This is a genomic window from Janthinobacterium darwini (assembly GCF_051380905.1).
Lineage (GTDB): Bacteria > Pseudomonadota > Gammaproteobacteria > Burkholderiales > Burkholderiaceae_D > Janthinobacterium.
This window is the reverse complement of the sequence record NZ_JBNYXX010000002.1, coordinates 84,544-107,859: the sequence shown is the minus strand read 5'-3', so window position 1 is coordinate 107,859 and position 23,316 is coordinate 84,544. Positions and strand designations below refer to the sequence as shown.

At 62.5% G+C, this 23,316-nt stretch carries 27 protein-coding genes; 12 read left to right on the top strand and 15 right to left on the bottom strand.

What is annotated here, in order from left to right:
* Nucleotides 1-14 precede the first annotated feature (14 nt).
* Nucleotides 15-1,292, top strand: a complete 1,278-nt coding sequence (gene waaA / locus ACQ4WZ_RS15960) for a lipid IV(A) 3-deoxy-D-manno-octulosonic acid transferase (RefSeq protein WP_436573946.1) — start codon at nucleotides 15-17, stop codon at nucleotides 1,290-1,292.
* On the opposite strand, the gene ACQ4WZ_RS15955 is transcribed toward waaA, so the two are convergent.
* From ACQ4WZ_RS15955 to miaB, 11 genes are all read right to left on the bottom strand, one after another.
* Entirely contained in the window at nucleotides 1,289-2,212 is a 924-nt protein-coding gene (locus ACQ4WZ_RS15955; protein ID WP_101482740.1) for a M48 family metallopeptidase, read from the bottom strand. The genes waaA and ACQ4WZ_RS15955 overlap by 4 nt on opposite strands.
* Nucleotides 2,213-2,256: 44 nt before the next feature.
* Entirely contained in the window at nucleotides 2,257-2,997 is a 741-nt protein-coding gene (locus tag ACQ4WZ_RS15950; RefSeq protein ID WP_100874414.1) for a lysophospholipid acyltransferase family protein, read from the bottom strand.
* A 16-nt stretch (nucleotides 2,998-3,013) separates the two neighbouring features.
* Entirely contained in the window at nucleotides 3,014-3,601 is a 588-nt protein-coding gene (gene gmhB / locus ACQ4WZ_RS15945) for a D-glycero-beta-D-manno-heptose 1,7-bisphosphate 7-phosphatase (RefSeq protein WP_101482739.1), read from the bottom strand.
* Nucleotides 3,601-5,703 (bottom strand): glycine--tRNA ligase subunit beta, encoded by a 2,103-nt coding sequence (gene glyS / locus ACQ4WZ_RS15940; protein WP_436573945.1) that lies wholly within the window; start codon nucleotides 5,701-5,703, stop codon nucleotides 3,601-3,603. Before glyS ends, gmhB begins: the two co-directional genes overlap by 1 nt.
* 38 nt (nucleotides 5,704-5,741) lie before the next feature.
* Nucleotides 5,742-6,659 carry a glycine--tRNA ligase subunit alpha gene (glyQ, locus tag ACQ4WZ_RS15935; protein WP_099376578.1) on the bottom strand — a complete coding sequence of 306 codons (918 nt, stop codon included), beginning with the start codon at nucleotides 6,657-6,659 and terminating at the stop codon, nucleotides 5,742-5,744.
* 148 nt (nucleotides 6,660-6,807) lie between these two features.
* A complete protein-coding gene (lnt, locus tag ACQ4WZ_RS15930) occupies nucleotides 6,808-8,334 on the bottom strand; it encodes an apolipoprotein N-acyltransferase (RefSeq protein WP_133989315.1) in 1,527 nt (508 codons plus the stop codon).
* 79 nt (nucleotides 8,335-8,413) lie between these two features.
* Nucleotides 8,414-9,292, bottom strand: coding sequence for a CorC family transporter (locus ACQ4WZ_RS15925; protein WP_071075558.1), 879 nt, complete (start codon nucleotides 9,290-9,292; stop codon nucleotides 8,414-8,416).
* A 117-nt stretch (nucleotides 9,293-9,409) separates the two neighbouring features.
* The gene (locus ACQ4WZ_RS15920) at nucleotides 9,410-9,829 is read right to left on the bottom strand and encodes a DUF4259 domain-containing protein (RefSeq protein WP_101482737.1); all 420 of its coding nucleotides are present in this window, start codon (nucleotides 9,827-9,829) and stop codon (nucleotides 9,410-9,412) included.
* A 4-nt stretch (nucleotides 9,830-9,833) separates the two neighbouring features.
* Nucleotides 9,834-10,298, bottom strand: a complete 465-nt coding sequence (gene ybeY / locus ACQ4WZ_RS15915) for an rRNA maturation RNase YbeY (protein ID WP_436573944.1) — start codon at nucleotides 10,296-10,298, stop codon at nucleotides 9,834-9,836.
* Entirely contained in the window at nucleotides 10,282-11,346 is a 1,065-nt protein-coding gene (locus tag ACQ4WZ_RS15910) for a PhoH family protein (RefSeq protein WP_101482735.1), read from the bottom strand. The genes ybeY and ACQ4WZ_RS15910 overlap by 17 nt, the downstream gene beginning before the upstream one ends.
* Nucleotides 11,343-12,710: a tRNA (N6-isopentenyl adenosine(37)-C2)-methylthiotransferase MiaB gene (miaB, locus tag ACQ4WZ_RS15905; protein ID WP_436573943.1), complete on the bottom strand. Its 1,368-nt coding sequence runs from the start codon at nucleotides 12,708-12,710 to the stop codon at nucleotides 11,343-11,345. Before miaB ends, ACQ4WZ_RS15910 begins: the two co-directional genes overlap by 4 nt.
* 663 nt (nucleotides 12,711-13,373) lie before the next feature.
* Here miaB and ACQ4WZ_RS15900 point away from each other — a divergent pair.
* A complete protein-coding gene (locus ACQ4WZ_RS15900) occupies nucleotides 13,374-13,700 on the top strand; it encodes a hypothetical protein (RefSeq protein ID WP_101482733.1) in 327 nt (108 codons plus the stop codon).
* 141 nt (nucleotides 13,701-13,841) lie between these two features.
* On the opposite strand, the gene ACQ4WZ_RS15895 is transcribed toward ACQ4WZ_RS15900, so the two are convergent.
* Together ACQ4WZ_RS15895 and ACQ4WZ_RS15890 are read right to left on the bottom strand one after the other, a co-directional pair.
* Nucleotides 13,842-14,687, bottom strand: coding sequence for an HDOD domain-containing protein (locus tag ACQ4WZ_RS15895; RefSeq protein WP_101482732.1), 846 nt, complete (start codon nucleotides 14,685-14,687; stop codon nucleotides 13,842-13,844).
* Nucleotides 14,684-15,022 (bottom strand): hypothetical protein, encoded by a 339-nt coding sequence (locus ACQ4WZ_RS15890; protein ID WP_243857937.1) that lies wholly within the window; start codon nucleotides 15,020-15,022, stop codon nucleotides 14,684-14,686. Before ACQ4WZ_RS15890 ends, ACQ4WZ_RS15895 begins: the two co-directional genes overlap by 4 nt.
* Before the next feature lie 204 nt (nucleotides 15,023-15,226).
* Between ACQ4WZ_RS15890 and ACQ4WZ_RS15885 the strand changes: the two genes are divergently transcribed.
* From ACQ4WZ_RS15885 to ACQ4WZ_RS15870, 4 genes are read left to right on the top strand one after another with little or no spacing between them, the layout of a single operon-like run.
* Complete coding sequence (locus ACQ4WZ_RS15885; RefSeq protein ID WP_133989318.1) at nucleotides 15,227-16,789, top strand: sensor histidine kinase; 1,563 nt, start codon at nucleotides 15,227-15,229, stop codon at nucleotides 16,787-16,789.
* Nucleotides 16,790-16,804: 15 nt separating this feature from the next.
* Entirely contained in the window at nucleotides 16,805-17,389 is a 585-nt protein-coding gene (locus ACQ4WZ_RS15880; protein WP_436573942.1) for a DUF1697 domain-containing protein, read from the top strand.
* A 2-nt stretch (nucleotides 17,390-17,391) separates the two neighbouring features.
* Nucleotides 17,392-17,793 carry a DUF3224 domain-containing protein gene (locus tag ACQ4WZ_RS15875; RefSeq protein ID WP_436574172.1) on the top strand — a complete coding sequence of 134 codons (402 nt, stop codon included), beginning with the start codon at nucleotides 17,392-17,394 and terminating at the stop codon, nucleotides 17,791-17,793.
* The gene (locus ACQ4WZ_RS15870) at nucleotides 17,790-17,969 is read left to right on the top strand and encodes a hypothetical protein (protein ID WP_101482727.1); all 180 of its coding nucleotides are present in this window, start codon (nucleotides 17,790-17,792) and stop codon (nucleotides 17,967-17,969) included. Before ACQ4WZ_RS15875 ends, ACQ4WZ_RS15870 begins: the two co-directional genes overlap by 4 nt.
* 82 nt (nucleotides 17,970-18,051) lie before the next feature.
* Here ACQ4WZ_RS15870 and ACQ4WZ_RS15865 read toward each other — a convergent pair whose 3' ends face one another.
* Nucleotides 18,052-18,471, bottom strand: a complete 420-nt coding sequence (locus ACQ4WZ_RS15865) for a hypothetical protein (RefSeq protein ID WP_133989321.1) — start codon at nucleotides 18,469-18,471, stop codon at nucleotides 18,052-18,054.
* A gap of 332 nt (nucleotides 18,472-18,803) precedes the next feature.
* On the opposite strand from ACQ4WZ_RS15865, the gene ACQ4WZ_RS15860 reads away from it, so the two are divergent.
* From ACQ4WZ_RS15860 to ACQ4WZ_RS15845, 4 genes are read left to right on the top strand one after another with little or no spacing between them, the layout of a single operon-like run.
* A complete protein-coding gene (locus ACQ4WZ_RS15860) occupies nucleotides 18,804-19,157 on the top strand; it encodes an ArsR/SmtB family transcription factor (RefSeq protein ID WP_070310209.1) in 354 nt (117 codons plus the stop codon).
* 8 nt (nucleotides 19,158-19,165) lie between these two features.
* Complete coding sequence (locus tag ACQ4WZ_RS15855; RefSeq protein ID WP_101482725.1) at nucleotides 19,166-19,591, top strand: YeeE/YedE family protein; 426 nt, start codon at nucleotides 19,166-19,168, stop codon at nucleotides 19,589-19,591.
* A gap of 8 nt (nucleotides 19,592-19,599) precedes the next feature.
* A complete protein-coding gene (locus tag ACQ4WZ_RS15850) occupies nucleotides 19,600-20,031 on the top strand; it encodes a YeeE/YedE family protein (RefSeq protein ID WP_101482724.1) in 432 nt (143 codons plus the stop codon).
* 43 nt (nucleotides 20,032-20,074) lie between these two features.
* Nucleotides 20,075-20,932 carry a ChaN family lipoprotein gene (locus ACQ4WZ_RS15845; RefSeq protein WP_436573941.1) on the top strand — a complete coding sequence of 286 codons (858 nt, stop codon included), beginning with the start codon at nucleotides 20,075-20,077 and terminating at the stop codon, nucleotides 20,930-20,932.
* 17 nt (nucleotides 20,933-20,949) lie between these two features.
* Here the strand turns inward: ACQ4WZ_RS15845 and ACQ4WZ_RS15840 are convergent, their stop codons facing one another.
* On the bottom strand, nucleotides 20,950-21,777 hold the full coding sequence (locus ACQ4WZ_RS15840; RefSeq protein WP_436573940.1) for an IclR family transcriptional regulator domain-containing protein: 828 nt from the start codon (nucleotides 21,775-21,777) through the stop codon (nucleotides 20,950-20,952).
* A 165-nt stretch (nucleotides 21,778-21,942) separates the two neighbouring features.
* Between ACQ4WZ_RS15840 and ACQ4WZ_RS15835 the strand changes: the two genes are divergently transcribed.
* Both ACQ4WZ_RS15835 and ACQ4WZ_RS15830 read left to right on the top strand, forming a co-directional pair.
* Complete coding sequence (locus ACQ4WZ_RS15835) at nucleotides 21,943-22,641, top strand: 3-oxoacid CoA-transferase subunit A (protein ID WP_101482721.1); 699 nt, start codon at nucleotides 21,943-21,945, stop codon at nucleotides 22,639-22,641.
* 11 nt (nucleotides 22,642-22,652) lie between these two features.
* A complete protein-coding gene (locus tag ACQ4WZ_RS15830) occupies nucleotides 22,653-23,294 on the top strand; it encodes a 3-oxoacid CoA-transferase subunit B (RefSeq protein ID WP_436573939.1) in 642 nt (213 codons plus the stop codon).
* Nucleotides 23,295-23,316: the final 22 nt, after the last annotated feature.

Here is a 23,316-nt window from a genome sequence, read left to right as displayed (position 1 = left end):
AACGTTAAACAATCATGCGACTTTTTTATACCCTCGCCTGGTGGCTGGCCTTGCCCCTGGTGCTGGCGCGGCTGTGGCTGCGCGGACGCCAGGAGCCCGGCTACCGCCAGCATTGGGGCGAGCGCCTGGGCTGCTACGGTCGCCAGGCCAAACCACTGATTCCTACGCTCTGGCTGCACGCCGTCTCCGTCGGTGAGACGCGCGCGGCCGAGCCGCTGATCGATGCGTTGCTGGCCGCATGGCCCGATTGCCGCATCGTCCTCACGCACATGACGCCCACGGGGCGCGCGACCGGTAAAACCCTGTTCGCCAAACATGGTGTGCGCCTCGTGCAAAGCTATCTGCCGTATGACACGGGCGCCATGCCGGCCCGTTTCATCCGCCATTTCGCGCCGCGCATCTGCATCCTGATGGAGACGGAAGTGTGGCCGAATTTGATACACCAATGCAATCGCCACGGTGTGCCGGTGGTGCTGGCCAATGCGCGATTGTCGCAGCGTTCCTTGGGCAAGGCGCAGCGCCTGGGTAAGCTCATCACCGATGCGGCGCGCGGCATCACCCTGGTGGCGGCGCAAACGCAGGACGATGCCGAGCGCGTGCGCCAGTTGGGTGTGCAGGGCGTGGTCGTCACGGGAAGTATCAAGTTCGACGTCGTCGTGCCCGAGGCGGCCCTGGCGACGGGGGCCGCGCTGCGCGCAGCCATCGGCCAGCGTCCCGTGCTGCTGTGCGCCAGCACGCGTGAAGGCGAAGAGCAGCTGATCCTTGATGCCTATACCCGCGCCAGTTTGCCCGCTAATGCGCTGCTGCTGATCGTGCCGCGTCATCCGCAGCGCTTCGACGAGGTGGAAAAAATGATTGCTGCCCACGGCCTGGCCGTGCAGCGCAGGTCCGGTCTGGGCCCGGATGGTGTCGTCGCGGCGGGCACGCAGGTGCTGCTGGGCGATTCGATGGGCGAGATGTTTGCGTATTACGCGGCCTGCGATTGCGCCTTTGTCGGCGGCAGCCTGCCACCGCTGGGCGGGCAAAACCTGATTGAACCGGCGGCCTTGGGGAAACCCGTGCTGATCGGCCCCCACACCTTCAACTTTGCGCTGGTGACCGAGCAGGCGATTGCCGCCGGCGGCGCCGCGCGAGTGGCGGATGCGGACGCGCTGATGGCGCAAGCGGCGGCATTGCTGCAGGATCCGGCGCGGTTATCGTTGATGGGAGAAAAAGCGCTGGCGTTTGCCAACCAGCACCGGGGTGCCACGCCGCGCACTATTGCGGCCATCAAGCCTTTACTGGCAGCTTAATTAAACAGGACTGGAAGCTCCTGCGAGCGCTTTCTGAGCGCCTGCTTGGCGCCATCGTAATCGGGATAAATCGATTCCACGGTGGCCCAGAAGCGGGCGCTGTGGTTCATTTCCAGCAGGTGCGACAGTTCGTGCGCCACCACGTAGTCGATGAGGGGCAGGGCGAAGTGGATCAGGCGCCAGTTCAGACGGATCTTGCGCTCGATGGTGCAGCTGCCCCAGCGCGTGCCGGCCGAGGATAGCGATAATGAGTCGTAGCGCACGCCCAGCTTGTCCGCATACAGGTCCAGGCGCGCTTCAAACAGCTGGCGCGCTTCATGCTGGAACCAGCCCTTCACTTTTTCCTTCAATTGTTGTTCGCTGCCCGTGGGCGTGACCCAGACGTGCAATTCATTCGTCTCGCGCTGGAAGCTGGCGCGGTGGCGCGGCGCCTGGTGCAATCGCAATGTGATCTCGCCACCGAGGTAGGGTAGCACGGCGCCATCGACCCATGCCACGGGTGGGCGTTGTTGGCGCTGCACCTTGCGCTCGCCCCGTTCCAGCAGCTTCGACACAATCCAGCCCTGCTTGGCGCGGATGGCATTGTCAATTTCGGCCAGGGTGACGCGCTTGGGCGCGGTCACGCGCAAGCCGTTATCGTCGATCATGAAACCGATGGAGCGGCGCGTGGAGCGGCGCAGGGCGAATTCGATCAGGTGGCTGCCCAGCTGCAGCTGGCGCAGTGGCGGGCCATCAGCGGTGCGCGGCGGGGAAGGCAGGGGAGATGGGGCAGGGGGAACGATGGGTGGCGCGGGCGCCACTTGCGGTGGCGCCACGGGCGGCGCTGGCGGTGCCGTGGGGCGCACCGCCGGGGGCGTGCTGGTCGAGACGTCGTGCGCGAACAGATCCAGTTGTTGATCGCCGACCTTGATGGTCTTCATCTGCTGGCGCAGGGTCGGCTCCTGGATGACCGCGCTGATGCCGTCTAGCCAGCGTTGTAGGCGTGAGGCGAAATGACGCGCATTTCTGATTCTATCCAATTTTCCACCTGTTGCATCATGCTGTCCGGGGTTTGCCCTTCCGGCGAAATCGGTTTGCCTATCGAGACGGTGATCAATCCCGGGCGTTTGAGGAATGACTGCTTGGGCCAGCATTCGCCTGAATTATGCGCAATCGGTACCACCACGGCGCCCGTGGCGATGGCCAGGCGCGTGCCGCCGCTCTTGTACTTGCCCGCCTGACCCACGGGAATGCGGGTACCTTCGGGGAACATGATAATCCATTGGCCATCGGCCAGGCGGCGCTTGCCATGCGCGACGACGCTCTTGAAGGCATGCTTGCCCTGCTTGCGGTCGATGGGGATCATGCGCAGCAGCGCCATGGCCCAGCCGAAGAAGGGGATGTACAGGATCTCTTTCTTGAACACATACACCAGCGGACGGGGCAGGCTGGGCAGCAAGAAGATGGTTTCCCATGCTGACTGGTGCTTAGACAGCACGATGGCTGGCGCATCCGGGAAGTTCTCGGCGCCCTTGACTTCATAGCGGATGCCGCAAATGACCTTGGCACACCACAGGATAAACACGTTCCAGCGCGAGGTGACCCAATAGCGCTTGTTGTAGCTCAATGGCGCGGCAAAAAAACACACGCAGGCCCAGACGATGGTGGCCACGATCATGATGGTCATGAACAGCAGGGATCGCAGGAACAGGGAAATATTACGCAATGCGGTTCTCCGAAAATTAGATACTGAATGCCACGGTGGGCGCTGGCGCCGCTGGCGCCTTGAGCAGGTGGCTGACTACGGCGGCCAGGTCGGGGAATACCTGGGTACCAGGCGGCAGGCCACCCGTTTCGTTGGTTTTTTCGCCCTTGCCCGTCAGGACCAGGTAGGGCACGCAACCGCTGATGAAACCGGCCTGCAGGTCACGCAGCGAATCGCCGACGGTGGGCACGCCTTTCAGGCTGGTGTTGTAGCGCTGCGAGATTTCATGGAACATGCCCGGTTTCGGCTTGCGGCAGTCGCAATTGTCCGCGCCTGCGTGCGGGCAAAAGAAGATGGCGTCGATATCGGCGCCCACTTGCTGTGCCAGGGTATGCATCTTCTGGTGGATCGCGTTCAGCACCGTCATGTCGAAGTACTCGCGCGCGATACCCGACTGGTTCGAGGCCACGATGACACGATAGCCGGCCTGGTTCAGGCGGGCTATCGCTTCGAGCGAACCGGGAATCGGCAACCATTCGGCCGGCGATTTGATGAAGTCCGGCGAGTCATGATTAATGACGCCGTCGCGGTCGAGAATAATCAGTTTCAGCGCCGGAGTGCCCATTATGCCGCCAGCTTGGAAATGTCGGCCACGCGGTTCATCATGCCGTGCAGCGACGACAGCAAGGCCAGGCGGTTGTTGCGCAGGGCGACATCCTCTGCCATCACCATCACGTCGTTGAAGAAGCCGTCGACGTCGTCGCGCAGCTGCGCCAGCGTTTGCAGGGTGCTGGTGAAGTCGCCCTTGGCGAAGGCTGCGTCGACTTCCGGCTGCACGCGCGAGACGGCAGCGGCCAGTTTTTTCTCCGCTTCGTCCTGCAGCAGCGCCACGTTGACGCCACCGGCGGCGACCTGGTTGACTGCTTCCTCGTTCTTTTTCAGGATGTTGGTGATGCGCTTGTTCGCGGCGGCCAGCGAGGCGCTTTCCGGCAGTGCGGCAAACGCTTGCACGGCTTCGAGGCGCTGCACGATGTCGTCCAGGCGGTCGGGATTTTGCGCCACGACTGCTTCGATTTCATTCGGCGAGAAGCCGCGTTCGCGCAGGATGCCGCGCAGGCGGTCGAGCATGAAGGTGGTGACATCCGCCACCGGGTCCTTGAAGCCGGGAATGGCTGCGAATTGCGCGGCGGCGTCGCCCAGCAGGCTCTGGATCGACAGGGGCAAACGTTTTTCCAGCAGCATGCGCAGCACGCCCAGGGCGTGGCGGCGCAGCGCGAACGGGTCCTTGTCGCCCGTAGGCGCCAGGCCAATCGACCAGATGCCGACCAGGGTTTCGAGCTTGTCGGCCAGGGCCACGGCGATGCCGGTGGCGGTGGACGGCAGGCTGTCGCCGGCAAAGCGCGGTTGGTAGTGTTCGGAGGCGGCCAGCGCTACTTCTTCCGGTTCACCGTCATGGCGCGCGTAGTACGTCCCCATGATGCCTTGCAGTTCTGGGAACTCGCCCACCATGTCGGTCAGCAAATCGGTCTTGGCCAGCAGGGCGCCGCGTTCGGCCAGGGCCACGTCGTAGCCCAGCTTGGTCGCAATGGCGCCGGCTAATGATTTTACTCTTTCTGTACGGGCCGCCTGCGTGCCCAGCTTGTTGTGGTATACCACGTTGGCCAGCAGTGGCAAACGCGATGCCAGCGTTTTTTTCTTGTCTTGCTCGAAGAAGAACTTGGCGTCGGACAGGCGCGGGCGTACGACGCGCTCGTTGCCGCCGATGATGTGTTCCGGCGTGTCCGTCTCGATGTTCGAGACGATCAAAAAGCGCGAGCGCAGCTTACCTTCGCTGTCGGTCAGCGCAAAATATTTCTGATTCGTCTGCATGGTGAGGATCAGGCATTCCTGCGGCACGGCCAGGAATTCTTCCTCGAAGTGGCACTCATACACGACCGGCCATTCGACCAGTGCAGTCACTTCGTCGAGCAGCGCTTCGGGCATGAGCACCTGGTCGGCACCGGCCTTGTCCAGCAACTGGGCGCGGATGCGCTCCTTGCGCTCCTCGTTGCTGGCGATGACGCTGGCGTTGAGGATCAGGGAAGGCGCATAGTTTTCCGCGTGCGCGATGGTGATAGACTTGCCGTCGGTGAGGAAGCGGTGGCCCAGGGTGCTGCGGCCGGCTGTCAATCCCAGCAGGGTCAAAGGCAGAACGTTGATGCCATGCAGGGCGATCAGGCTGTGGGCCGGGCGCACGAATTGCACGGTCGTGCCGTCCGGGCGCTGATAGCTCATCAGTTTTGGAATCGGCAGCTTGGCGGCCGACTCCATCAATGCCGCCTGCGCGCCGGTGGCGAGCTGGCTGCCTGGCGCCGTGTAGGTGTAGAAGAAGCTTTCAGCCTTGCCGTCGACGGCGCGTTCCAGCTCGGCCACCGTCAGATCGGGAAAGCCCAGCGCGGCCAGTTTCTTGGCCAGCGGCGGCGTGCCATTGCCGTTCGCGTCCAGCGCCACGGAGACAGGCAGGACTTTTTCACGGATGGATTTGTCGGGCGAGACTTCGCGCACGTTGGTGATGGAGACGGCCAGGCGGCGCGGCGAGGCGTAGCTGGTGGCGACGCTGTCGGCTTCCAGGAAGTCGCGCGCCTTCAGGCCGTTGACGATGCCGGCAGTGAAGGCGGCGCCCAGTTTGGCCAGCGCTTTCGGCGGCAGTTCTTCGGTCAGCAGTTCGATGAGCAGTGTTTGGTTCATGGTGTTCTTGTCTGGTACGGCGATGTAAAGGCTCGAATTCAAGCGGCGGCGGGTTGGTCTGCGGCGGGCAGCATCGGGAAACCGAGGCGCTCGCGCGAGTCGTAATACGCTTGCGCCACCAGGCGCGACAGGGTGCGCACGCGGCCGATGTAGGCGGCGCGTTCCGTCACCGAGATGGCGCCACGCGCGTCCAGCATATTGAAGCTGTGCGAGGCCTTCATGATTTTTTCGTAGGCGGGCAGGGTCAGTTGCAGCTCGATCAGACGCTTCGCTTCCGCTTCGTAGTTGCCGAACTGTTCGAACAGCAGGTCCGTATTCGCGTGCTCGAAGTTGTAGGTCGACTGTTCCACTTCGTTCTGGTGGAAAACGTCGCCGTAGGTCAGTTTTTTCGTAATACCGTTTTCTTCCCACTCCGTCCATACCAGGTCATACACGTTTTCCACGCCTTGCAGATACATGGCCAGGCGTTCGATGCCGTAGGTGATTTCGCCCAGCACAGGCTTGCAATCGAGGCCGCCAACTTGCTGGAAGTAGGTAAATTGCGTCACTTCCATGCCGTTCAGCCAGACTTCCCAGCCCAGGCCCCAGGCGCCCAGGGTCGGGCTTTCCCAGTCGTCTTCGACGAAGCGGACGTCATTCTGCTTCAAGTCCAGGCCCAAGGCGGCCAGCGAACCCAGATACAGGTCGAGGATATTTTCCGGCGCGGGCTTCAAGACCACCTGGTACTGGTAGTAGTGCTGCATGCGGTTCGGGTTTTCGCCATAGCGGCCATCTTTCGGGCGGCGCGACGGCTGCACATACGCGGCGCGCCAGGGTTCCGGGCCGATTGCGCGCAGGAAGGTACCGGTGTGGAAGGTGCCGGCGCCGACTTCCATGTCGTAAGGCTGGAGCAGGGCGCAACCTTGCTTGTCCCAATAGGTTTGCAAGGTCAGGATAATTTGTTGAAATGTGAGCATCGTATGAGTTCGCCGCGCGGGAGGCTGCGCGCTGTAAGGGGTTGCTTGAAGGCCGGACGCCTGCTTGGAAAGCGCGTCCGGGCCGGAGTTTTGCTAATTTTAGCGGTTTTTACGGGCCCACTGTGACTCTTCGGGCAATATCGGCCGCTTATTGCTGCGCGGCGCTGCCACGGCGGGCGGCGCGCGACAGCAGGAAGGCCGTCAGCAAGGCCAGTGCGGCCAGGGCCAGCACCAGTTTATTGCCATACAGAATGTATGGCGTCATGCCGCCCATGCCTTGCACCTTGGCCGCCAGGGTGGCTTGCTGTTCCGGCGGCAGCAGGCTTTGCACCACGCCCTTGCCGTCGATGACGGCGGTGGCGCCCGTGTTCGTCGAGCGCAGCATCGGACGGCCCGTTTCCAGGCTGCGCATCTGCGAAATCTGCAGATGCTGCGGAATGGCGATTGAGTCACCAAACCAGGCCAGGTTCGACATATTGAGCAGCACCGAGGCTGACTGCTTGCCATTGTGGTGGGCGCTGGCCAGCTGTCCCGCGATTTCTTCGCCAAACAAGTCTTCGTAGCAGATATTCGGCAGCACCAGCTGGTCGCGCACCTGGAGCGGCGCCTGCACGTCGGCGCCACGGCCCATGTCGCCCAGCGGGATGGCCATCATGGCGACAAACCAGTGCAGGCCGGGCGGCACGAACTCGCCGAACGGGACCAGATGGTGCTTGCGGTACTGATAGTAAGGACCTGGCGTGCCGTTGGGCGTGATCCCCAGCGCCGCATTGTAGAAGCGCTGCTGCTCGTCGAGCACCGGCAGGCCGAGCAAAATCGTGCTGCCCGTCTGCTGTGAATAAGTCGCCAAGCTATCCAGATAGCCGGGCGGAAGCTGGTGCGGCAGCACAGTGACGGCCGTTTCCGGCGTGGCGATCAGGTCGGCCGGCGCGCTGGTGATGGCACTCTGGTACATCTGCAGGGCGCCGAGGACGAAGCCGGGGTCGAATTTCTGCTGCTGCGGCACATTGCCCTGCAACAGGCGCACCGTAATCGGGCGTCCGACAGGATGGGTCCAGTTCACGTACTGCAGGCCAACGCCGGCCGCGTACAGCGAGACCAGGCCGGCCAGCGCGCTCCAGCGCGTGCGGCGCAGGGGGTGGACTAGCAAGAGCAGGGAGCCGGCCGACAGGGCCGCCAGCCAGCCCAGGCCATACGACCCGATGACGGGGGCAAAGCCGCCCAGCGGGCTCGTGTTGTGGGCGTAGCCCGTGGCCAGCCACGGAAAACCTGTAAACAGCCAGCCGCGCGTCCATTCGAACAGGGTCCACAGGGAAGGCAAGATCAACAGCGTCATTGTCGGCAGCGAGAGTACCCAGCGCTTGCGCAGCCAGGCGGCCGCGCCCATGGCCAGGGCCACGTAAATGGCCATCAAGAGGGCCAGCAGGCCCACGGCGATGACGGCCAGCGGCGCGGCCATGTCGCCATAGCGGTGCATGGAGATGTACAGCCAGTGCGTGCCGGCCGCGCACCAGCCGAAGCCATAGGCCCAGCCGATCAGCGCGCTTGCCTTGACGTCCGAGGCGCGCAGCACCTGGTAGAACAGCACGCCCAGGCTGAGGATTTGCAATGGCCAGTAGCCGAAAGGGGCGAACGCCAGCACGGCGACGGCGCCGGCGATGGCGGCAGTCAGCATGCGCGCCCACGTACTGCGGGGCGGTTTGGCGGGGGCGTTGGGATCCAGGCGTCTGAAACGCATTTACAGCACGCGCATGTCAGAGTTCCAGTTCCGGTACGTTGGGCAGGCGTTCGACGAGCAGCACGTGCACCTGGCGCGCATCGGCGCGCAGCACCTCGAAGCGCAGATTGCCCAGGTCGAAGATGTCGCCCTTGTGCGCCATGCGGCCCAGGTACTTTGACACCAGGCCGCCGATGGTGTCGACGTCGTCGTCCACCAGGTGGCTGCCCACTTCTTCGTTGAACTGTTCGATCTCGGTCAGCGCCTTGACCCGCCAGCGGGGGCCGAACTGGCCTTCCTTGAGCGAGAGGATATTGTCCTCGGCTTCGTCAAAGTCGTATTCGTCCTCGATATCGCCGACGATCTGTTCCAGCACGTCTTCGATGGTGATCAGGCCGGCGACGCCGCTGTATTCATCGACGACGATGGCCATGTGATTGTGGTTGGCGCGGAAATCGCGCAGCAGCACATTCAGGCGTTTCGATTCGGGGATGAAGATGGCGGGGCGCAGCATGTCGCGGACGTCGAAAGTTTCTTCTGCGTAATAACGCAGCAAATCTTTCGCCAGCAGGATGCCGATGACCTTGTCGCGCTCGCCTTCAATCGCGGGGAAGCGCGAGTGGGCAGTGGACAGGACTTCCGGCATCCATTCCTCGATCGGCTTGCTGATGTCGATGACATCCATTTGCGAGCGGGGAATCATGATGTCGCGCGCACAGAGATCCGATACCTGGAACACGCCTTCGATCATCGACAGTGCGTCGGCGTCGATCAGCTTGCGTTCATGCGCATCGTGTAGAACATCGAGCAATTCTGCACGGTTCTCTGGCTCGGGGGAAATGAGTGCGGTCAGGCGTTCAAACAGTGACCGGTGGGGCTTGACGTCAGTTCTGACGCCACTAGGGTGCTCGGGCATAGGAGGCGTGAGCCGTTGTTGCGAAGGGATATAGGATACACCAAAAGTGGGGGAATACCGGATTTCCCCGCTTTTGATGCAAATTTAATACGCTGAAGTGTACCGTTGCCCGACGTTTCAGGCGTCCTGGCCCAGCACGCGCGTGCGCAAATCCAGCACGTCGGCCTGCCAGTCGGCGAAATGCTCGCTGTCCTGCCATAGCTGGCGCAGTTCCGACGACTCGGCCACGATCTTGTCGAACGCCAGGCGCGCTTTTTCCTGCAGAAGCGGCGTGACTTTCTTCTTGCAGGCGGCTACCCATTCGTCCACTTCCGCGGTGGCCGGGTCGTCCTCGCCCGGTTTGCCCAGAAGACGCGCGATCACTTCCAGCGCGGCCAGCGCCTCGGCGGCGAACGGCGCTTCCAGCTCCGCTTCCGTGCTGTCGATGACATTGTCGAGCGTGGTCTCGACCAATTCCAGGGTTTTGTATTCGTGCAGATCCTGCGCCCAATCCATGGCGTAGTCGTTGCCGAAGGCGTCGGTGGCCCAGGTTCCCATGGTCTTATTCCTTGTACGGGTCGGTGATGCCGAGTTTCGCGAGGATTTCCGTCTCCAGGCCCTCCATCTCGGTGGCTTCCTCGTCATCCATGTGGTCGTAGCCCTGCGCATGCAGCACGCCGTGCACGATCAAATGGGCCGTGTGTTCTTCCACGCTCTTCTTTTGCTCGGCCGCTTCCTTTTCCAGCACGTCCGTGCACAGGATGATGTCGGCGCGCGTCGGCTCGTCGTCAGCCAACTCTTCGCCTTCGTTGTAGGCGAAGGTCAGCACATTGGTGGCGTAGTCCTTTTCGCGGTAGTCGCGGTTCAGGCTGCGGCCTTCTTCGGCATCGACGAAGCGGATGGTGAATTCGGCAGGCGCGAACAGGGCCGCCTTGACCCAGCGGCGCACTTTGGGGCGCGTGATCAGGCTTTCCAGGCGGGCGTCCGGGTATTGTACGGACAAGGACAGTTTATTTTTTTCGGACATTTTTGGCGGCTGCTGGTTTGATCAGGGGGAGTAACTGGGCGGCGTTGGCGCCGGCCGCCTGCGCCGTTTCATAGGCATCGACGATGCGCGCGACCAGCGGATGGCGCACCACGTCGGTGCTGTTAAATTGGGTGAAGCCGATACCGCGTACGTCCTTGAGCACGTGCACGGCGTCGATGAGGCCACTCGTCTGGCTCTTGTGCAGGTCGACTTGCGTCACGTCGCCCGTCACCACGGCCTTGCTGCCAAAACCGATGCGCGTCAGGAACATCTTCATCTGTTCGACGGTGGTATTTTGCGCTTCATCGAGGATGACGAAGGCGTGGTTCAGGGTGCGTCCGCGCATGTAGGCCAGCGGGGCGATCTCGATCACCTGTTTTTCAAACAGCTTTTGCGTGCGGTCAAAGCCCAGCAAATCGTACAGCGCATCGTACAGGGGGCGCAGGTAGGGGTCGACCTTTTGCGCCAGGTCGCCTGGCAGGAAGCCCAGACGCTCGCCCGCTTCGACGGCGGGGCGCGTCAGGATGATGCGCTTGACGGCGTCGCGTTCGAGCGCGTCGACGGCGCAGGCAACGGCCAAATAGGTTTTACCCGTGCCAGCCGGGCCCACGCCGAAGCTGATGTCGTGTTCGAGGATGTCGCGCAGGTAGGCGATCTGGTGCGGCGTGCGCCCGCGCAGGTCGCTGCGGCGGGTTTTCAGCACGGGGCTGGCGATGTCCGGCTCCACGAAGGTGCTGATGGGCGCGTTGGCGTGGTGTTCCGAGGCGGCGGACAGACCCGCGCGCTGCTCCACCAGGGCCAGCTGCACTTCTTCCAGCGGCACGACCTTGTTGGCGATGGCGTAGAACTGATCGAGGATTTCCACGGCCCGCTCGGCATTGCTGCCGCCGACGATGAATTTCTCGCCGCGGCGGAAGATCGTCACGTCGAGGGCGGCGGAAATCTGGCGCAGGTTTTCATCGAGCGGTCCGCACAAGTGCGCCAGGCGCGTGTTGTCCAGCGGCTCGGGGATGAAGTAATGCGGCTGTATCGGGGCTTTGGTTTTCAACTGGCTCTTTTCAATGCGGGGGCGCTGGCGACGAGTTCGCCGCGCAGGGTGTAGGAATGGCTTTCTGTGATGCGCACGTCGACCAGCTGGCCGAGCAGTTGCAGCGCGTCCGGGCCGGCGTCGAAATTAACCACGCGGTTGTTTTCCGTGCGGCCTTGCAGCTCGCGCGCTATCGTGTCCTTCTTCGAGAGGCCTTCGACGAGGATGGTTTGCACGCTGCCCACCATGGCCAGGCTGTATTTGCGCGTGTTGGCGTCGATGGCAGCTTGCAGTTGTTGTAACCGAGCAAGTTTAACTTCGTGCGGCGTGTCGTCTTCCAGGCTGGCGGCCGGCGTGCCGGGGCGCTTGCTGAAGATGAAGCTGTAGCTGTTGTCAAACCCCACGTCGGCGATCAGCTTCATCATGGCGTCGAAATCGGTTTGCGTCTCGCCAGGGAAACCGACGATGAAGTCAGACGAAATGGCCATGTTCGGGCGCACGGCGCGGATGCGGCGGATGATGGACTTGTATTCCAGGGCCGTGTAGCCGCGCTTCATGGCGCCGAGGATCTTGTCGGAACCGTGCTGGGCCGGCAGGTACAAATGGTCGACCAGTTGCGGGATCTTCGCATAGGCGTCGATCAGGCGTTGCGTGAATTCCTTCGGGTGGCTGGTGATGAAACGCATGCGCGCGATGCCGGGAATGTCGGCCACGTATTCGAGCAGCAGGGCGAAGTCGGCAATGTCTCCGCCTTCCATCACGCCACGGTAGGCGTTCACGTTCTGCCCCAGCAGGGTGATTTCCTTGACGCCCTGGGCGGCCAGGCCCGCCACTTCCGTCAGTACGTCTTCGAAGCGGCGCGACACTTCCTCGCCGCGCGTGTAGGGCACGACGCAATAGCTGCAATACTTGCTGCAGCCTTCCATGATGGAAACAAACGCCGAAGCGCCGTCCACCTTGGCCGGCGGCATGTGGTCGAACTTTTCGATTTCCGGGAAGCTGATGTCCACCTGCGAGGCGCCGCTGGTGCGGCGCAGGGCTATCATTTGCGGCAGACGGTGCAGGGTTTGCGGGCCGAAGACCATGTCGACATACGGCGCGCGCTTGACGATGGCGTCGCCTTCCTGCGAGGCCACACAGCCGCCCACGCCGATCAAGAGGTGCGGCTTGGCCAGTTTCAGCTCGCGCAGACGGCCCAGGTCGGAAAACACTTTTTCCTGCGCTTTTTCGCGCACGGAGCAGGTGTTGAGCAAGATCACATCGGCATCTTCCGGCGTGTCGGTGCGCACCAGGCCATCGGAGGCGCCCAGCACGTCGGCCATCTTGTCCGAGTCGTACTCGTTCATCTGGCAGCCGAAGGTTTTAATGAATACTTTTTTCTGCATGGAGTCGGGTGCTTATCGGTAAATGTGGCGGCAAATAAGTGGGGCAAATAAGTGTGGCGGCAAATAAGCTGGGCAGGGGGCTTGCGCCGTGCGCCGCTCTGGGCGGGAGGCGCTGGATGACCGGCCGGGCACCTCTGGCTGCCCGGTGGCAGGCTCGCTGCAAGTTCAGGCCATAGTTTAGCGTAAATCGCCGGGACGGGCCATGCCGCACTGACCTTGCCGACAAGATTGCAGCGTGAATACGGCGCCCGGCACGGCGATGCCGTAAAGCATTTATTGCTGTGGGACACCATTGATTTGTAACAAGTTGCTGCAAAGCCTTGTGTGCGCCCGCTGGCATCCTAATGTGTTGAAATAGCATCGTTGGCTAGCCAACCAGCAGCTTGATTGATATTTAACAATCAGGAAGTTTGCGCGAGGCGCGGATGCGGCGTGTTTGGACTGGTATATTGTTTTATATGCAATTCATTTTGGTGGATTGCAGTGCTTTTACTCACGCGGCAAGCTGTGCACGTTGGCTGGACGTGGCTGTGCGAGTCCTGTGCGGGCAGTGCAACAAGATGGGAGGGCTGAATCCGATGGAAAGACGTTTCTTTAAACACTCTAAGCCAGCCTTAAGTTCATATCGGCATTCTTTCAACATTCACTAGACGAGGAAAAATCATGACACATCATGCATTAGCATCGCAAGAGAGTTACAACCCGAATCACCTGCTGGATATTCTGCTGAGCAAGATGCAGCTGAAGAACGACGCAGCCCTGTCGCGCCTGCTCGAAGTGGCGCCACCCGTCATCAGCAAGATCCGTCACCACCGCTTGCCGGTCGGCGCCTCGCTGCTGATCCGCATGCACGAAGTGACGGGCATGAGCATCCGTGACCTGCGCGACTTGATGGGCGACCGCCGCACCAAGTATCGTCTGTCCGACGCCCAGGGCCGTCCAAAAGCGGAAGACCGCGGCGATGCGCAAGAATCGAATTACGCGCACTGATGTGGCGGTTGCACGCTGACTGTGCTGCTTGCGTCATTGCTGGCGGCAACAGGCTGGCGTGGACCGGGCGGCATGGACACACCGCAGTACCCATAACGGCTTTCGCTTCGCGGCGAGAGCCGTTGGCATTTGGCGCGGCGTTTAGCTCAGCAGTGCCGAGGTGATTTCGTCGTAGCGCAACTCCGTTTCGCGGAATAGCTGCAGATAGGTTTCTTCGCCCAGGCCCAGCGCATCCCAGGCCACCGTCGAGACCCGCGGCACCATGTCGTCGCCCGCCTGCGCCAGGTCGAGCGCGCAGACGATGGCATTGGCCACGTGGATCAGCGCTGCCAGGAAGCCTGCCCCCGGCGTTTCCGGCTGCAGGTAGTTGGCCAGCGCCAGGCGCATGGTGTCGGAAAAATTCCAGTGCTCGGCCAGTGCCACGCCTGCTTGCACGTGGTCTACGCCCAGCACGGCCTGCTCCGCTTCAAGCAGGCTGCAATCGTGCGCCGCCTGGTGCACGATAACTTGCGCGTATTGTGCGGGAAAGCTGCTGACCAGCACCAGGCGACCGATGTTATGCAGCAAGCCGGCCGTGAAGGCGTAATCCTGGTTGAAGCGGATCTGCCGCGCCAGCGCCTTGGCGCAAGCGGCAGTCGCTACCGAATGGCGCCAGAAGGCCTTGTCGTCGAAGCCGGGGCAGCGACCTTCCGGGAAGCAGCCCGTGATGGCGGCCGACGTGATCAGGCTGCGCGTGGTCTGGAAGCCCAGGTAAGTGATCGCCTGCTGAATGGTGGTGGCCTTCACCTGCAAGCCATATTGCGAGGAATTGGCCAGGCGCAAGGTTTTTGCCGTCAGCGCCTGATCGTATGAGACTTTTTTCGCCAGCACGGAAATATCGACGTCTTCCTGGTCTATGCTGTTGAGTAACTCCATGACGACGGCGGGCAGCGAAGGCAGGTCATCGAGGTGGGCGACGATATCGTCGAGTGTCAGCTGCTTGCTCATGCCGCGCCTCCCGTGCCCAGGCGGTATTGCGTGACATAGCTGCGCAGCAATGCGGTGGCCACGTCCTCGGGATCGTCCGGATCATGCTTGCGGAACAGATGGGCTAGCCGCGCGCTGTGGAGCGCTTGCTGTGCTGCGACTTCTTCCGGCGAGGGCGGCGGCGCCTGAATCGGCAGCATGTCGATGCCGTGGCGCGGCATCAGGGACAGCATGTTTTCCGTCAGTACCGCCCCTTGTGGTAACAGCACTTGTCCATGCGCGTCGAGCAAGACATCCGACAAGACCATGCCAGGACGCACTTGTTCAAGGGGTAGATGTTGATGCAAGACCGCCATGACGACTCCTTAGATGATTGCGGGATATTACCATTGCCATGACGCAATGTCTCAAGCTGTATCAAAGCCCTGTTAAAACGGGGATGCTGTAAATCTTGCCAATAAGCAGGTCATACCGTACATTTGATTCAGGCTGAAGTCCGTTGACGTATCTGCGCCCGCGCCGCGGGCCGGCGGCAGGCCTGGCCCGGGGAGTGTTGATCGATGGTGAGTATCCAAGTCCGGCTGACCCTGCTTTTTGTCGTGATCGTCACCTTGGTGCTCGGCATTTCTGGCAGCTACACCCAATATACACTGAGTCAGGAACTCGAATCGGGCAGCGCGCGCTTGCGCAGCGGCGTGCTCACGCGCTTGCAGACGAGCTTGCCTTCGGCCCTGTGGGATCTCGATAAATCCAAGGTCGACAGTATTGTCGCGGCTGAAATGCTGCCGCCGGAACTGGTCGGCATCCGTGTCTACGACGCCTCCGTGGGCCTGTTCGCGGGCGAAGTACGCGATGCGGCCGGCACCCTGGTGCCTTTGACCTCCGATGTGGCCATGGGCGGCACGCCCGTCGAGGCGCCGCTGGTGTTCCGCGATGCCGTGGCGGCGGCCACGGGCGGTAAACCGGTAATCGTCGGCAAGGTCATCGTCAATTTCAGCCGCGCGCAGATCGATGCGGCCCTGCGCGGCGAAGTGCGGCGCAAGGTCCTGGAAGTGTTGCTGCTTGACATCATCCTGGTGGGCGCCCTGGCGCTGAGCCTGCGCATCGTCTTCGGGCCCTTGAAGCAGTTGCGCGACGGCTTGTTCGACCTGGCCACGCGCGGCAGCGACGAGGTCGAAGAGCTGCCGGAAAACCGGCGCGATGAACTGGGCGACGTGATCCGCGGCTTCAATGGCGTGCAGCGCAAGCTCAAGTCCATCATCGAGGGCAGCCGCGAGGCGGAAGACATGGCGCGCCGCTCGCAGCAGGAAACGGCGCAGGCGATGGACGAGCTGCGCCGCGCGCAGGAATCGTTGCTGCAGTCGGAACGCCTGGCTTCGCTGGGCAGCCTGGTGGCGGGCGTGGCGCATGAAATCAACACCCCGGTCGGCATCGCGCTGACCAGCGCCTCGGTGCTGAAGGAGGCCACCGATCACCTCAGCGCAGCGGTGGCCGGCGGCAGCGTGAAGAAAACCGATATCGTGCGCTACCTGGAAACGGCCGGCGAGAGCGCGCGGCTGATCATGAACAATGCCTATCGCGCCGCGCACCTGATCCACAGCTTCAAGCAGATTGCCGTCGACCAGGTCAGCGAGGCGCGCCGTTTGTTCGAATTGCGCGACTATATCGGTGAAGTGATCTCGAGCCTGCAGCCGACCTTGAAAAAGACGCGCATCAGCATCGATATTGATTGCCCGGCTGACATCATGCTCGACAGCTATCCGGGTGCGCTGGCGCAGGTGCTGACGAACCTGGTCTTGAACTGTGTCGAGCACGCCTTCGACGCGGACACGGCCGGCAACATCCATATCGACGTGCGTCGCGACGGCGAGTGGATCTCCATGCAGGTGCGCGATAACGGCTGCGGCATCGCGCCCGACATGCTCGACCGTGTGTTTGACCCGTTTGTCACTACGCGGCGGGGACAGGGCGGTACGGGCCTGGGCTTGAATATCGTATTCAACTTGATTGCCAAGCAGTTTGGCGGCACCATCACCGTCAGCAGCACGCTGGGACAGGGCGCGACATTCCTGCTGCGCCTGCCCATGGTGACGCCGTTGCCGGAAAGCAGCAGCCCTGCGTAGGCAAGGAGAAGAGACATGGCACAGCTAGAAAACACTCAGCAAGTGGCGCTCCTGCGCGGGATCAATGTGGGCCGCGCCAAGCGCGTGGCCATGGCCGACCTGCGCAAGTTGCTGGGCGACCTGGGTTTTACGCAGGTACGCACGGTACTCAACAGCGGCAACGCCATATATGATGGGGGGGCGGTGGCGCCGGCCGAGGCCGCCGCCCGCATCGAGGAAGCGCTGGTCCTGAAACTGGGCGTGGCGGCCAGGGTGACGGTGCTGTCGGCCACCCAGTTTGCCGAACTGATCGAACAAAATACCCTGGCGCCCGCGGCCGATGCGGCCCGCTTGCTGACCTTGGTGCTGAACAATCCGGCCGATGTCCAGCGCCTGGCGCCGCTCTTGCAGCGGCCGTGGCAGCCGGAAGCGCTGGCGCTGGGGCGATGGGCCGCGTATGCCTGGTGCCCCGAGGGCGTGCTGGCCAGCAAGGTGGTGGCGGCACTGGGTGTCGTGTTGGGCGATGGCGTCACCTCGCGCAACTGGGCCACCATGCAAAAATTGCTTGCGCTGCTGAACGGGCCCGATCCGACCGCCACATCGTCATTTTCCAAGGAGTAATGATGCCTACCATTTCAGGTGCGTTCGACGTCACCATCACCCCGGAAACCCTGTCGGACACTGCTGCGCAGTCGGGGCTGGGACGCTTGTCGCTAGCCAAGCGCTACTACGGCGCTCTCGAGGCCAGCGCGCAGGGCGAGATGCTCAGCGTGCGCGCCGCCGTGGCAGGTTCAGCCGGCTATGTGGCGCTGGAACGGCTGGAAGGCACCCTGGACGGGCGTCACGGCAGTTTTTACCTGCAGCACAGTGGCAGCATGGCGCGTGGCACGCCCAGCTTGTCCGTCAGCGTGGTGCCCGACACGGGCACTGGCCAGTTGCAAGGGCTGTCGGGCAGCCTGGCCATCCGCATCGAAGATGGCAAGCATTATTATGATTTTACGTATGACATTGCTGAGGCGCCATGAACTGGGATATCGTCAAGGGCGTGCTGATCCTGCTGGTCGCCGTCAGCGCAGTGGGCACGGCCTTCGTGCTCATGTCTGCCTCTGGACCTGACAAGGCGGGCTGCATCGCGCGCGCCCTGAAGTCTGGTATTCCTGTGGGCAATATCGAAAGGGTTTGCCGCTTGCTCAACAAGTGAGATCTTGCAGGTGAAGCAGCCAAAAAAAATTCCGCACAAGGCGGAATTTTTTTATGGCAGCGGTATTGGCCGCCGGAATGGGTCAGCCATCGAATTTTTCCTGTTTTTCACCGTGTATGCTGAAGGCCAGTAAACCCAGTCCCACCAGTAACATCGAGACCATGCTCGCTTCGGGTACGGGCGGCGGCACGTTCGCGTGCTGTACGGCAGGGGTGTTGGTGGCGGTGGGCGGCGGCAGTGCGCCCTGGCGCGCACCGGCGCTGCGCCAGCGCGGGGGCGCATTGAGCGTCGTGCTCTGCGCCAGCAGGCGCGCATACGGCAAGTCCGGTGTTTCCCAGCCGGGATTGTCCGCAGTGTTATTGAAGCCGAAACTGTCGTCGCTCACGACCTGGGCGTTTACTGTGTGCGGGTTGCCTGGCGTGTCAGCTCCGATTGCCACCGCATTCCCTGCACTGGCCGACAGCGTCAGCATGGTCATGCATAGCGACTGAAGTATCTTCATCTTTGACTCCCTGGTTCACCGTGCGGCGCGGCCGAAACCGGCATGCGCTTGGACGGACAATGCGCCTGTACGGGGGCGTATCACGATTTTTCTGACGAGATATTATTACATCACAAATCGTGGCAATTTTGCTACGTATATTTGCTTTAAATTACGAATATTTATCATTTTGATAGCGCGAAAACTATCGTTGCCTCACACTTTGCATGAGCACGCTATCGCTGAAAAAACACTGTTGTTTTTTTGTGCGAATCGCCAGCAGAAAAACAATATATTGATTAGTATATTGTTTATCGCATGATGCACAACATGACCGCCTGTGGGAGGGCAAGATGGAGACAGTCGCAACACAACACGCCGAGTACAACCTCGATGCCATGCGTGGCTCGGCCTATAAGGCCAGCTCGCTGCTCAAGGCCATGGGCAATGCCGATCGCCTGATGCTGCTGTGCCAGCTATCTCAGGGCGAGCATTGCGTCAGCGACCTCGAGCAAAAAGTGGGCATAGGCCAGCCGACCCTGTCGCAGCAACTGGGCGTGCTGCGCGAAGAGATGCTGGTGGCCACGCGGCGCGACGGCAAACAGATTTATTACCGCGTTGCCAGCGCACCCGTGCTGGCCGTGCTGCAAGTGCTGTATGCGCAATTTTGCGCGCCGCGCCCCCCGTTCAACGACGAAGCAGACTGAGGCTCGTCATGAATATTGCTTGGCAGAATTTTACGCCGTGGGCGTCGCTGGCGGGCGGCATGCTGATCGGCCTGGCGGCTGCGCTATTGATCCTGTTTAACGGCCGCATCGCCGGCATCAGCGGCATCCTCGGCGGCTTGCTGCGCCCGCGCAGTGGCGACCTGGGCTGGCGTATCGCTTTTCTTGCCGGTCTGATCGGCACGCCCGTACTGTATTCGCTGTGGCAAGCCTTGCCGCCCGTGCAGATCGAGGCGGGCACGACGGGGCTGATCGTGGCGGGCTTGCTGGTGGGCGTGGGTGTGCGCTATGGCGCCGGCTGTACCAGCGGCCACGGCGTATGCGGCCTGTCACGCCTGTCACCCCGTTCGCTGGCAGCCACTTGTGCCTTCATGGCGGCCGGTTTCCTCACCGTCTATCTGTTGCGCCATCTGTGAGCAAGCTTATGAGCAAGCTGATCCTTTCCCTGTTGAGCGGCCTAGTCTTTGGACTGGGCCTGATCGTTTCCGGCATGGGCAACCCGGCCAAGGTGCTCGGTTTCCTCGACCTGGCCGGCGCCTGGGATCCATCGCTGGCGCTGGTGATGGGCGGCGCCATCGGCGTGGCCATGCCTGCCTTCTGGCTGGCGCGCCGGCGCAGCACGGCGCTGCTGGGCGAACCCATGCAATTGCCGGCGTCGCGGCGCATCGACCGGCGCTTGCTGCTGGGCAGCCTGGCCTTTGGCGCGGGCTGGGGCATCGCCGGTTTTTGTCCCGGCCCCGCCCTCGTCTCCCTGCTGGCGGGCCAGCCGAAGGCCTGGATTTTTGTCGCCGCCATGCTGGCCGGCATGGCCCTGTTTGAAGTGCTGGAGCGCCGCAAGCTACCCGCGCCGGCCTGAGACGGTACAATCTGGCGCATCGCCACTTCGGATACCCGCTTACATGAAGACCGTGATTTTCCGCGCCGGCGCGCGCGCCGCCCTACTGTGCAGCGTGCTGGCATTGGCCGCCTGCGGCAGCTTGCTGAAGAAGGAAGCGCCGCCCGCTCCCGCGCCCGTGGCTGACACCTTGCCCAATCCACAAGTGTTGCTGCTGGGGGAAGTGCATGACAATGCACAAGGCCAGCGCTTGCGCGTCGCAGAGTTGCAGCGCCGCCTGGCGGCTGGCTGGCGTCCCGTGATTGTCATGGAGCAATTCGATCGCGAAAACCAGGCCTTGCTGACGCGCGCTGCGCGCGATTGCGCCGACCCCGATTGCATCATCCGCGTGATGGAACAGCCGCGCTGGGACTGGAGCTTGTACCGGCCCGTGCTGGACCTCGTCATCAGCTACCAGCTGACCCTGGTCGCAGGCAATTTGTCGCCGGCCGATGCCTCGCGCATCGTGCGCGACGGCATCCAATGGGCCATGCCGCCGGCCATGGTCGCCACTTACCTGGCCGCGCCCGTACCGACCGATATTCTGGAAGGGCAACAGAAGGAAGTCCAGGCGGCCCGCTGCAATATGCTGCCCGACATGATGATCAAAGGTGTCGTCAACGCCCAGGTGGCGCGCGATATCTGGATGGCCAAGCTGATCCGCGACCAGGCGCCGCGCGACGTGGTGCTGATCGCCGGCAATGAGCACGTGCGCAAGGACATCGGCGTGCCCCGCTGGCTGAAGCTGGCTGACCCGCAACTGAACATGCGCAGCATCGGCTACCTGGAGCAGGGCGGCAGCGGCTACAAGGGCACGTTCGACTTGACGCAAACGATGCCGGCGCAACCGCGCCCGGACCCGTGCGCGAAGTTTAAAAAATAAGGTTCAAGCAGCAATACTTACTGCTGCACCCGCACCAGGGCGCTGACCCGGCTTGCCGTATCGAGCAGTTTCGGCAAGCTGTGTTCCAGCAGATGCGCCACGGACGGCCCCGCCGTCTGGCCGCTGACGTTGATCGCCGCCACCACCTTGCCGGCCCGGTCGAACACGGGCGCGGCCAGGGCGATCAAGCCCTGCTCCAGTTCTTCCTGCACCAGGCACCAGCCCTGGCGCCGCACTTGCGCAATTTCCTCCATCAGGACGTCGATATCGACCTTGGTCGCCGGCGCGATCTTCAGCAGCGCCATTGTCGACAGCCGTTCGCGCAACACCTCGGGCGGCAAGCCCGACAGCAACACCCTGCCCATCGAGGTGCAGTACGCGGGCAATCGGCTGCCGATGCCCAGGTTGATCGACATGGTGCGGTGCGCGGACAGGCGCACGACATAGACGATGTCGTCGCCGTCGAGCACGGTGGCCGAGCACGACTGGCGCACGGTGTGCATCAGCTCTTCCAGCAGCGGCTGCGCCTGTGTCCAGACGGGCAAGGACGACAGATAGGCGTAGCCGAGGTCGAGCACCTTGGGCGTCAGGCGGAACAGCCGTCCATCCGCTTCCACATAACCGAGATGCAGCAAGGTGTGCAGGATGCGCCGCGCGCCCGCGCGCGTCAGCTGCGCCCGCTCCGCCACTTCGCTCAGGGTCTGTCGCGGCGCGTCGGCGCCAAAGCTGCGCAGCACGGCCAGGCCCCGCGCAAACGATTGCACATAGCTGTCGCCGGGACGCGGCGCGCCGTCGGCATCGGGGAGTTCTTCGGCTGAAACGGGCGTGCTGCTGCGTGCGGTCATGGCAATTCCAATGGGTCAAGGTGGCAATTATAGCCATGGCGCTGGTGAAAACGGCAAATTGACAAGCGCACCGATCAGGCATATTCTCACGAATAAGTTCTAAATACGAATATTTGTTCTCTATACGAACAAATTGATGATGTGTTTGATTTGTAGGAGACAGCAATGATCGACAAACTGCGTTCCAGCGTCCTTGAGGCGCTGGCCGATATCCACGATGGCGCCACCGTCATGATTGGCGGCTTCGGCGGCGCTGGCCAGCCGGCCGAGCTGATCGACGGCTTGATCGCCCAGGGCGCGCGCGACCTCGTCATCGTCAACAACAACGCGGGCAATGGCGATACGGGCCTGGCCGCCCTGCTGAAAAACGGGCAGGTGCGCAAGATCATCTGCTCCTTCCCCCGCCAGGCCGATTCCCACGTCTTTGACGCGCTGTACCGCGCGGGCAAGCTGGAACTGGAACTGGTGCCCCAGGGCAACCTTGCCGAGCGTATCCGCGCCGCCGGCGCCGGCATTGGCGGCTTCTTCACCCCCACGGGCTATGGCACGGATCTGGCCAAGGGCAAGGAAACGCGCGAGATCGACGGGCGCATGTATGTATTCGAGTCGCCCATCCACGCCGATTTCGCGCTGATCAAGGCGGAGCAGGGCGACCGCTGGGGCAATCTGACCTACCGCAAGACGGCGCGCAACTTCGGCCCCGTCATGGCCATGGCCGCGAAAGTGAGCATTGCCTCCGTGCACGAGGTTGCCGAACTGGGCAGCATCGATCCCGAGCACGTCATCACGCCGGGCCTGTTCGTGCAGCGCATCGTGCAAGTGCCGCGCACGGCCACCGGCCCTGCCGGCTTCAAAGCTGCCTGAGGAATATCACAATGAATAAATGGAATCGAGATCAAATGGCGGCCCGCGTGGCGGCCGACATCCATGAGGGTGCCGTGGTGAACCTGGGCATCGGCTTGCCGACCCTGGTGGCGAATCACTTGCCGGCTGGCGCGGACATCATCCTGCACAGCGAAAACGGCGTGATCGGCATGGGCCCGGCACCCGCGCCGGGAGAGGAAGACTATGACCTGATCAACGCGGGCAAACAGCCTGTCACCCTGCTGGCGGGCGGCAGTTATTTCCACCATGCCGACAGCTTCGCCATGATGCGCGGTGGCCACTTGGACATCTGCGTACTGGGCGCTTTTCAAGTCTCTGCCGCGGGCGACCTGGCCAACTGGCACACGGGTGACCGAGATGCCATTCCCGCCGTGGGCGGGGCCATGGACCTGGCCATCGGCGCGAAAAAGACCTGGGTCATGATGGATTTGCTGACCAAGACGGGTGAAAGCAAGCTGGTGCAGGCGTGCTCGTATCCGCTGACGGGCATAGCCTGCGTCAGCCGCATCTACAGCGACCTGGCCGTGATTGACCTGTCCCACGCCGGCGCCGCCGTCGTCGAGCTGGTCGATGGCTTGAGCTTTGCGCAGCTGCAAGCCTTGACGGCCGTGCCGCTGAGGGACGCCCGCTAATTCACCATCTACACTCGATACA